Source organism: Psychrosphaera sp. 1_MG-2023, assembly GCF_030548245.1.
In the GTDB taxonomy this organism is placed as follows: domain Bacteria; phylum Pseudomonadota; class Gammaproteobacteria; order Enterobacterales; family Alteromonadaceae; genus Psychrosphaera; species Psychrosphaera algicola.
Genome location: NZ_JAUORW010000004.1, coordinates 301,499 through 307,945, shown reverse-complemented (window position 1 = coordinate 307,945; position 6,447 = coordinate 301,499). Strand labels below are relative to the sequence as shown.

Annotated in this window: 11 protein-coding genes and 1 tRNA gene; 2 read left to right on the top strand and 10 right to left on the bottom strand. The window is 40.3% G+C overall.

The window, feature by feature from the left end; translation table 11 throughout:
- Nucleotides 1–508: 508 nt before the first annotated feature.
- The gene (gene nadA, locus Q4575_RS05560; RefSeq protein ID WP_215965037.1) at nt 509–1,564 is read left to right on the top strand and encodes a quinolinate synthase NadA; all 1,056 of its coding nucleotides are present in this window, start codon (nt 509–511) and stop codon (nt 1,562–1,564) included.
- Between the two features lie 103 nt (nt 1,565–1,667).
- Nucleotides 1,668–1,757, top strand: a tRNA-Ser gene (locus tag Q4575_RS05555).
- 16 nt (nt 1,758–1,773) lie between these two features.
- Here the strand turns inward: Q4575_RS05555 and Q4575_RS05550 are convergent.
- From Q4575_RS05550 to Q4575_RS05505, 10 genes are all read right to left on the bottom strand, one after another.
- Nucleotides 1,774–3,054 carry a DUF3596 domain-containing protein gene (locus tag Q4575_RS05550; RefSeq protein ID WP_303521644.1) on the bottom strand — a complete coding sequence of 427 codons (1,281 nt, stop codon included), beginning with the start codon at nt 3,052–3,054 and terminating at the stop codon, nt 1,774–1,776.
- The gene (gene xisR, locus Q4575_RS05545; RefSeq protein WP_303521642.1) at nt 3,020–3,217 is read right to left on the bottom strand and encodes an excisionase family protein; all 198 of its coding nucleotides are present in this window, start codon (nt 3,215–3,217) and stop codon (nt 3,020–3,022) included. Before xisR ends, Q4575_RS05550 begins: the two co-directional genes overlap by 35 nt.
- 168 nt (nt 3,218–3,385) lie before the next feature.
- Nucleotides 3,386–3,604 carry a hypothetical protein gene (locus Q4575_RS05540; protein WP_303521641.1) on the bottom strand — a complete coding sequence of 73 codons (219 nt, stop codon included), beginning with the start codon at nt 3,602–3,604 and terminating at the stop codon, nt 3,386–3,388.
- Between the two features lie 54 nt (nt 3,605–3,658).
- Nucleotides 3,659–4,054, bottom strand: a complete 396-nt coding sequence (locus Q4575_RS05535; protein ID WP_303521639.1) for a hypothetical protein — start codon at nt 4,052–4,054, stop codon at nt 3,659–3,661.
- 3 nt (nt 4,055–4,057) lie between these two features.
- A complete protein-coding gene (locus Q4575_RS05530) occupies nt 4,058–4,321 on the bottom strand; it encodes a hypothetical protein (RefSeq protein ID WP_303521638.1) in 264 nt (87 codons plus the stop codon).
- Nucleotides 4,314–5,084, bottom strand: a complete 771-nt coding sequence (locus tag Q4575_RS05525) for an HNH endonuclease signature motif containing protein (protein WP_303521637.1) — start codon at nt 5,082–5,084, stop codon at nt 4,314–4,316. The genes Q4575_RS05530 and Q4575_RS05525 overlap by 8 nt, the downstream gene beginning before the upstream one ends.
- A complete protein-coding gene (locus Q4575_RS05520) occupies nt 5,084–5,320 on the bottom strand; it encodes a hypothetical protein (RefSeq protein ID WP_303521636.1) in 237 nt (78 codons plus the stop codon). Before Q4575_RS05520 ends, Q4575_RS05525 begins: the two co-directional genes overlap by 1 nt.
- Nucleotides 5,320–5,868: a phage N-6-adenine-methyltransferase gene (locus Q4575_RS05515; RefSeq protein WP_303521635.1), complete on the bottom strand. Its 549-nt coding sequence runs from the start codon at nt 5,866–5,868 to the stop codon at nt 5,320–5,322. The genes Q4575_RS05520 and Q4575_RS05515 overlap by 1 nt, the downstream gene beginning before the upstream one ends.
- Nucleotides 5,861–6,196: a hypothetical protein gene (locus Q4575_RS05510; protein WP_303521634.1), complete on the bottom strand. Its 336-nt coding sequence runs from the start codon at nt 6,194–6,196 to the stop codon at nt 5,861–5,863. Before Q4575_RS05510 ends, Q4575_RS05515 begins: the two co-directional genes overlap by 8 nt.
- Nucleotides 6,196–6,447: a hypothetical protein gene (locus Q4575_RS05505; protein WP_303521633.1), complete on the bottom strand. Its 252-nt coding sequence runs from the start codon at nt 6,445–6,447 to the stop codon at nt 6,196–6,198. The genes Q4575_RS05510 and Q4575_RS05505 overlap by 1 nt, the downstream gene beginning before the upstream one ends.

The window sequence follows — 6,447 nt, the reverse complement described above, 5'->3', positions numbered from 1 at the left end:
CATGACCCACCACTTAAAACCTCCCTTTATTACATCAAAACTAAATCCTTATAAATATTGCACTTGTCATGATTGGACGAGAACCATCGATTTGGTTCGACAAAAATGTATGGAATATTTTTGAACTGCTTTAGCAGGCCCGAAGGGCGTAAGACAGGATGTCTGAAGTCATCCTTAATCATGACCCACCACTTAAAACCTCCCTTTATTACATCAAAACTAAATCCTTATAAATATTGCACTTGTCATGATTGGATGAAAATCATCGATATGGTTCTTCTATTTTGGATTAGAAACTCAATTAAGCTTCTAACTATAATTAGAAAGGCATTGAAATTTACATTGCAGTAGACGCTGTTCAGGCTTCTGTAAACTTTTAGTCGATAAACAAAAAGTTGCAGACATATGTTATTTGCATTTTGCACAGTGTTCACTTTGCCAATTGAGTGACATTAGAACTCAGTCCTGTATAATTCTTCGAAGATTTTTTAGCTTAAATAAATTAGATATGAGCCTAGCAAAAGCCGTTAAACAAGATTACCCATTTCCTGCAAAACCAATACCTCTTAATGATAGCGAGCAACAAGCTTATAAAGATCGCATCAAGCAGTTATTGATTGAAAAAAATGCAGTACTTGTCGCCCATTATTATACCGATCCTGAAATTCAAGCTCTTGCCGAAGAAACCGGCGGTTGTGTTGCCGATTCATTGGAAATGGCACGTTTTGGCAATCAGCACGAAGCAAAAACCTTATTGGTCGCTGGCGTTAAATTTATGGGCGAAACGGCAAAAATCCTGACCCCAGAAAAAACAGTGTTGATGCCAACATTAGAAGCGACTTGTTCTTTAGATTTGGGGTGTCCTGTTGACCGCTTCTCTGCGTTTTGTGACGCTCATCCTGACCATACCGTCGTTGTTTATGCAAATACCTCTGCGGCGGTTAAAGCACGTGCCGATTGGGTTGTAACATCGAGTATCGCACTTGAAGTTATTGACCACCTAGAGGCTGAAGGTAAACCAATCATTTGGGGGCCTGATCGCCATTTGGGCAGTTATATCAATAATCAAACCGGCGCTAATATGCTGTTGTGGGATGGGGAATGTATCGTTCACGACGAATTTTCGTCAAAAGCGTTAGCCGATCTTAAAAATGTATATCCTGACGCAGCGATATTAGTTCACCCAGAATCGCCAGCTTCTGTTGTTGCGATGGCAGACGCCGTCGGATCTACATCACAGTTAATCAAATCTTCTACAGAAATGAGCAATGATACTTTTATTGTCGCGACTGATCGTGGCATTTTTTATAAGATGCAACAAGCTAACCCAGGTAAGACGTTTATAGAAGCTCCAACGGCTGGTAACGGCGCAACATGTAAAAGTTGTGCACACTGTCCGTGGATGGCAATGAACGGTCTTAAAGCGTTAGAGGAAGCATTAGTTAACGTTGTCGGTCACGAAGTTTTTGTCGATGAAACATTAGCTGAAAAAGCGATGATCCCACTGACTAGAATGCTCAATTTTGCCGCTGACAACAAAGTAAAAGTTAAAGGTAACGCTTAGCCTATTCGGTTGAATTATCACCAACTAGCAGGTGGTATCAATAAATAGGCTTGCAGAAAGCCGCGTAATTCAATAGTATGGCGCGGCTTTAAAAAAGCAATGCGGAGAGGTGGCTGAGTGGCTGAAGGCGCACGCCTGGAAAGTGTGTTTAGGGTAAAACCTAACGAGGGTTCGAATCCCTCTCTCTCCGCCATTTTTCTTTATTAATTTCAATTATTTACAACACCCTGTTGTAACTTTGGATCACTATTGGATCCATTTGAAAACATTTTTGAAATTTTGGTCGCCATGTCCGGTACTTCTGAGTCCATCCACTTGCCATAATGTTTTTCTAACATTGCTATTGAAGTATGACCCATCTGTTTTGCGATCCAACGTTCTGCGATACCCATTGTTAGCAACTGACTAGCGTATGTATGTCGAGCTTGGTTGGCCGGTCTAAATCTGATCTTACATTTTTCTAGATAAGTACGAAAGAATCCCGTTACAAAGTTGTTGCTTCGAGTAAATGGATTTCCAGTATTTGTGTTTAGGAATACGAATCGCAGTGATTGATCTTCTTTGGTTCGGTTGTCGTCTTTGAGAACAGACACAGTGCAAAGTTTGGATCTTTGAGTAACCGCTCGTTGTTCGAGTAAAATTTCATATGCCTGGTCTAATAGATCAATGGTTCGATTACTCCCATCGTTTTTAGTATACGCATATTCACCGTCAACAATTGAACGTCTTATGGTTACCTTCCTACGTTTTAGATCAACATCATCCCATGAAAGGGCCATCCATTCTGATATTCTCACGCCGCTGTAAATAGCAAATAAAACGCCGTTTTTTTCTGAAACGTAATGAGTATCCTGATCTTTAAACCGAGATATTTCTTCTTGTGTGAATGGGTCGGGTTCATCCGGCTTAGTTCTCTTAAGATTTTTAATATGATCCATTGGGTTAAAATCGATAATACGATCTGCCATCGCGTCTTTAAATATCGCGCGAAGTGGGCTCATTACATCATTAATCGTTTTGTTCCCCAAACTTCCAGTCAGCTGACCATCGCGCCAAGCTCGAATTTTACTTTGCGTTAGATCATCAAGCTTATAGTGTCCAAACATAGGAAGTATATAAGCGTCGATTCTGGACTTTGTGAGCCCGAACTGTTTCGGCCGCACCGATACTTCATAAGTACTCAGCCATTTTTCAATGGCTTGGGCAACGGTCGGTACCACTTTGCCAGGGCTAAAAAGAGCAGCTCTTTTTGACTCTGGAAAATGACTAAGGTAATTGAACTGGTTAGTTGCAATTTCATGTAATATCGCCGTTCGCTTGTTTGATGCAAACTTGATATTCGATTTCGTTATCTTAACGCCCTTGATGGATTCAATACAACGAACGCCGCGGTAATAGAAACTAACCCTAATATTCTTACCGTGTATCGAAACACCTTCAAAGCTTTTGCAGTACTCAAGCAGCGATTCCGTCATTTTCAAAGTACTCATCTATTTTTTCATAGTTATACATTACGACGCCGCGAACCTTTTTCCAATGTTTGCCTTCGACGATCTTCCCAGTAGCGCGCATTCTGTTTAATGCATCATCTGAAAAACCTTTGTGCTGGTTAATAATTTTGGCCTTAACCCAGCCAAGTTTTACGTAAACCATGTTCGTAGCTCCAATGATATTGATCTTAGTAACTCAACACATAGCACTACATGAATGCTATGAAGTAAGTTTCTATGGTTATTTTAAAAATCTACGTTTAAATCTCATAATTGATATCTCATATTATTTTTTGTTAATTGAACTGCTGCAATTTATGCAACAGTTGGTTTATTTACTGTAGGTAATCTTCACTTTGTATTTTTTCTCAAACGCTTTGAGTAAACCTTCTTCATGCGTTTTCATTGAGAAAATAAAATCAACACAGTCACCGCAAATAATTCGGCTAAAACCCATTTCTCGGCTAGATTCGATTGATAACGCCATAAAGTCACTGCCACAATCAGGGCAAGGAACATCTGATAAGGTTTTGTATTCTTCAACTGACATAATTTTTCCTTTAGCCCGTAGGGCGGTTAGTTACTCTTGTTTAGCTACAATAAGTTAAAACAAAACATCCCATTCATTCGCCCAATGAGGTGTCTGCACAAACACTAAGGAAGGGTGGAGTTCGCCGCAACACTCAAATAACGTTTTGAGCAGCGCAATTTTGTTTTTGCAACTAAGGTCACGTTTATTTTTAACTACCACTTCTGCAGAAACTTGGAACTTCCCTTTAGGAATGAAGTCAATTTTAACTATGCTTTTTTTATTTTTGCCAACATACTCAGCAATAAAAAAGTATCGATGATGTTCTTCATTATTTTCTTTAAACGTGAAGTGATCGAATTTGGAAAATGTAGAAAACATTTCTAATGCGTCAAGTAATCTATCCAAGAATTCATCTTGTTTATTGAAATCACGTACGCTCGAGTTCGGAAATTGCACTATTTTAGTCATTTCTCACACCATTACTTGCTGGAACGGTTCTAAGGGAAACGTTCGGTTTGGCACTTCATGAACATCCATCAACTCGACTGGGTAAGTAAAAGAAGTACATATTTGAGTAGCGAAAACATCGCATTCATTTTTACTGCATCCACCGAACTGGGTTCGTTCAACTTTGTCCCACTTGTTACCAAAGGGGCAAACGACATCTTTCTTGCGCCCCTTGTGTTGATAATGGTCACAGCTGATACACGCTTTAGGCATTGAAATTTTATCCATGGCGCACCTCGTTGGTTTTCATTACAACACTAGCAATGAGCGCGGTTGTTTCTTTGGCTTCTGGTTGAACGTTGGCTAAACCCATTTTGTTAATAACTGCATGTTGCGCTCTGGATATTTTCATCAAGTTGTCCAGGACACAATTAAGCGGGTTGTTATCAATAAAGGTAATAACATCATCAGATGATAAGGGTCCGTTTGCCTGTTCCCATAGGACCCGATTTTTTAGGCGCCATTTGTTTGGGTCTGACACTTTGATTTCAATGTAACCGACAACGTTTACACGTTCAGAGCCAACAGGTTTTTGATTTAACGAACGAGCACCTTTTTTGAACCATCCCGCTTCGCCACCGGTATTTAAACCCTTCATGCCTTTGTTCCAAGAGTCTTCACCTGGTACAAAGTGCCCAGTACGGCCGCTAAGTATTTTATGGTTACGAAGACAGGCCCTAATTGACTTGATATTCGCGTTGAATTTAGGAAACTCGTTGTTAAACGCTGCGGTTAACTCTTCCAAATTCATCGTTAAATAATGTTTTTGAAGAAATGTTAAATGTTCGTTTAAGTAACGTCGTGGTGTTCTGTTGCGACGAACCCCAGCTTTAATACCGTGATTATTAAGACACGCTTTAATTTGGCCCACAGTTTTCTTTTTACCGAACTTTTTATTAAAAGCTTCAGTTAGTTCTTTGGTGAACATATCCTTAAAGTTTTCTTCCAGAAACTGCAGCATAGCTTTGTTATAAACGCGACCTGACTTCATTATTTGGACTCCAGCATTTCTGGAACTTTCAATGTGCCGCCATGAGCAAATTCAACTCGGAACTTTTCGGCATCGAGAGCTAACCTGGCATTAGTAACAATATCTTTAGAGATACCGCTAACGGCCTTTGCACGTTCAATTTCTTCGATTAGCTTTTCACCTTCAAGATCTTCATCGTTCAAACGCTCGAGTTGCGCAAACAAGTGGTTATTCAAATCTATAAGTTTGTTTTTCATCACTCTTCTCCCTGTACTAAAAGCTCATTCCTGTCTACCAATCTAATACAGCAAGGCATGGACGTAGGTCGGAAAACAACGAACATAGAGCCTTTTGTATTACCGTTAATTTTCTTATTGGTAATGGGGTGGTAAAAACTCAGGCGACCACCGGTAACGATCCTAATTTCAGAAATATCTTGAATCGGCAGCCATTGGGCATCGAGCGTTGCCGGTACCAATAGAACTGTAGTAACCCCTTTTGCCTTTTCTTCGATTGCTTTCTGCATAAACTGCTTAATAAACCCGTTACCGTATGGCGGGTTTACCCAAACGGTGTAGTTTTTGCGAAGTAGCGGACCATAGAAGTCATCAATTTGCTGTTTCCAGTCCAACGCCAAGGCATCCATTTCTTTAGTAATGAATGGAGTGACTAAATTATTTAGTGCACTGGCCGCGGCATCTAGTTCGAAGTTGAACTCTTTATTTAGAGCATTAAATATTACCGGGTCAGTTCCCCAGCTGTTTTTCAAATCTGCATCTAAGTCAGAGCTAATTAGATCACTCATAAGAATATTCCTTTTGAAAACGAAGCGTTTCTAATGTCGTCTCAACTTGCAACGATTTAGAAGGTGTATAAGCCCCTTTACGTTTGCGCTTTGGCTTAGATGCTTCAACTTCTGAACGAAGACTAAAACTTCTATCGTTCACCTCTTTACGCCAATTTGCTGCTATACAGCCACAACTTTGAACCCGTCCGATATTGTATTTACGAATTTCACGTTCATTACCGCACTCGCATTCAGCGAGGTAATAGTTGTCTCCAAACGCATCTTTCTTCGCCAGTTTTTTGATAACTGTGAATTTGTGGTAGGTGTTACCGATGATAATAGACATTACGCAGCGCTCCTTTTGATACCGAGTGCGAGCTTCCAAAGGTCGGAAGACGCGTGTCCCGTAATTTTAAGAACACGAACGCGACGAGCTGGCAGGCCATCATCTTCGGTATTGTATTTATTGCTTAGTCGGATATTGCACAGGTAACCACTGGCCACGCGAGCTGAGACGTTTAACTCAGCAGCTAAATCAGCGGCGTTATAGAGCTTTCCGGTATTTTCCATGTGTTTTGCAGCAGTCATAGTGTCCAT

What these genes read in the sequence shown, in the direction of transcription:
- nadA (WP_215965037.1), top strand. Translation starts at nt 509, where the DNA reads ATGAGCCTAGCAAAAGCCGTTAAACAAGATTACCCATTTCCTGCAAAA.
- Q4575_RS05550 (WP_303521644.1), bottom strand. Translation starts at nt 3,054, where the DNA reads ATGAGTACTTTGAAAATGACGGAATCGCTGCTTGAGTACTGCAAAAGC.
- xisR (WP_303521642.1), bottom strand. Translation starts at nt 3,217, where the DNA reads ATGGTTTACGTAAAACTTGGCTGGGTTAAGGCCAAAATTATTAACCAG.
- Q4575_RS05540 (WP_303521641.1), bottom strand. Translation starts at nt 3,604, where the DNA reads ATGTCAGTTGAAGAATACAAAACCTTATCAGATGTTCCTTGCCCTGAT.
- Q4575_RS05535 (WP_303521639.1), bottom strand. Translation starts at nt 4,054, where the DNA reads ATGACTAAAATAGTGCAATTTCCGAACTCGAGCGTACGTGATTTCAAT.
- Q4575_RS05530 (WP_303521638.1), bottom strand. Translation starts at nt 4,321, where the DNA reads ATGGATAAAATTTCAATGCCTAAAGCGTGTATCAGCTGTGACCATTAT.
- Q4575_RS05525 (WP_303521637.1), bottom strand. Translation starts at nt 5,084, where the DNA reads ATGAAGTCAGGTCGCGTTTATAACAAAGCTATGCTGCAGTTTCTGGAA.
- Q4575_RS05520 (WP_303521636.1), bottom strand. Translation starts at nt 5,320, where the DNA reads ATGAAAAACAAACTTATAGATTTGAATAACCACTTGTTTGCGCAACTC.
- Q4575_RS05515 (WP_303521635.1), bottom strand. Translation starts at nt 5,868, where the DNA reads ATGAGTGATCTAATTAGCTCTGACTTAGATGCAGATTTGAAAAACAGC.
- Q4575_RS05510 (WP_303521634.1), bottom strand. Translation starts at nt 6,196, where the DNA reads ATGTCTATTATCATCGGTAACACCTACCACAAATTCACAGTTATCAAA.
- Q4575_RS05505 (WP_303521633.1), bottom strand. Translation starts at nt 6,447, where the DNA reads ATGGACACTATGACTGCTGCAAAACACATGGAAAATACCGGAAAGCTC.